The organism is Oleiphilus sp. HI0079 (assembly GCF_001635105.1).
In genome coordinates, this window is the sequence record NZ_LWFT01000688.1 from 1 (window position 1) to 1,242 (window position 1,242).

The window sequence follows — 1,242 nt, forward strand, 5'->3', positions numbered from 1 at the left end:
TTGCGGCGAAGAAGTAACGCAAAAAATACCCGATGACGACACAAGACACAGGTATGTCTGCCTCGGATGCGAAACCATTCATTATCAAAACCCAAACATCGTTGCTGGGACTATTCCTGTCCACGAAGGCAAAGTCTTATTGTGCAAACGCGCAATAGAACCCCGGCACGGTTATTGGACGCTACCGGCGGGTTTTATGGAAAACCAAGAAACCACGATGGAAGCCGCTGCCCGCGAAACCTGGGAAGAAGCCGAAGCGAGAGTCAAGTTACACACCTTGTATACGGTCATTAATGTTCCGCAGATTGATCAGGTACATATGTATTTTCTTGCTACATTAATTGACGGCAAGTTTGGCGTTGGCAGCGAAAGCCTCGAATGCCAGCTCTTTGAAGAAGACGAAATCCCGTGGGATGATCTAGCCTTTCCGACTGTAAAAAGAACCCTCAAACTCTACTTTGAAGACCGACAGCATGGCGAGTTTTCAACGCATGTCTCAGATATTTATAGAGAACCCAGAGAACCCGAGTTCGAAGTCATTCAAGATGATTAGAAGTCCGTTTCAAGCTTGAGAACGTGGAAGGCCGGCTCTTCATAAGGGTGGGCCTTTTTTAATGCCTGAACAACGGCCTTTAACTCACTCTTCTGACACACCATCTCTACTTTATACTCATCAAGTCGCTCAAGCCGGTTGTGCTTCCCGATAAATGGCGCTGCACCGTCGATCGGCCGAAACTGGCCTTGCCCACGCGCTTGCCAACAACAATGTTCATAATCACCCAGTCGGCCTCCGCCGGCTTCAAACACACTATTCTTAACGGTTTCCACATATTCTTCGGGAACGTAAAAGCACAAAAAATAATCGGGTTGATCTGACATAAACTTATGCACACTTTCTGTGGATAACTCTGGGGGTAAGACATAAAAAACGCGCAAGAATAGCGATAATACGCACGTTTGAAACAGCTTGAGGGCTTTTTGATCAAAACACAATAAAAGCTATTAAAAACAATACGTTAAGATTTTCAATACTTCTAAGATATTTTTTCCAACCCAGCAAATTCAAGGCATAGCAAAGCAGTGCAAACTTTGTGCATAAAAAACATTACGCACCAAAAATAAGCACACAAGCTGACAACATTTAGTGGGACAAAAGAACCGCTATTTGACGACTATTTTTTATTATTAATACTTGGGCACCGCCTCAAACGAGCAGCGCCGAATAACAGGATACATTCTGGC

At 44.5% G+C, this 1,242-nt stretch carries 2 protein-coding genes; one reads left to right on the plus strand and one right to left on the minus strand.

Annotated elements, in window-relative coordinates; translation table 11 throughout:
• Positions 1-553 (plus strand): NUDIX hydrolase (locus tag A3750_RS12550; protein WP_068548322.1); only part of this gene is annotated, 553 nt, incomplete at its 5' end.
• Here A3750_RS12550 and A3750_RS12555 read toward each other — a convergent pair.
• Positions 550-879 carry an NGG1p interacting factor NIF3 gene (locus tag A3750_RS12555; RefSeq protein ID WP_068455271.1) on the minus strand — a complete coding sequence of 110 codons (330 nt, stop codon included), beginning with the start codon at positions 877-879 and terminating at the stop codon, positions 550-552. The two genes, A3750_RS12550 and A3750_RS12555, sit on opposite strands and share 4 nt — an antisense overlap.
• Positions 880-1,242: the final 363 nt, after the last annotated feature.

Excerpts from the sequence above, each read along its gene's own strand:
- A3750_RS12555 (WP_068455271.1), bottom strand. The coding sequence starts at position 879 with ATGTCAGATCAACCCGATTATTTTTTGTGCTTTTACGTTCCCGAAGAA.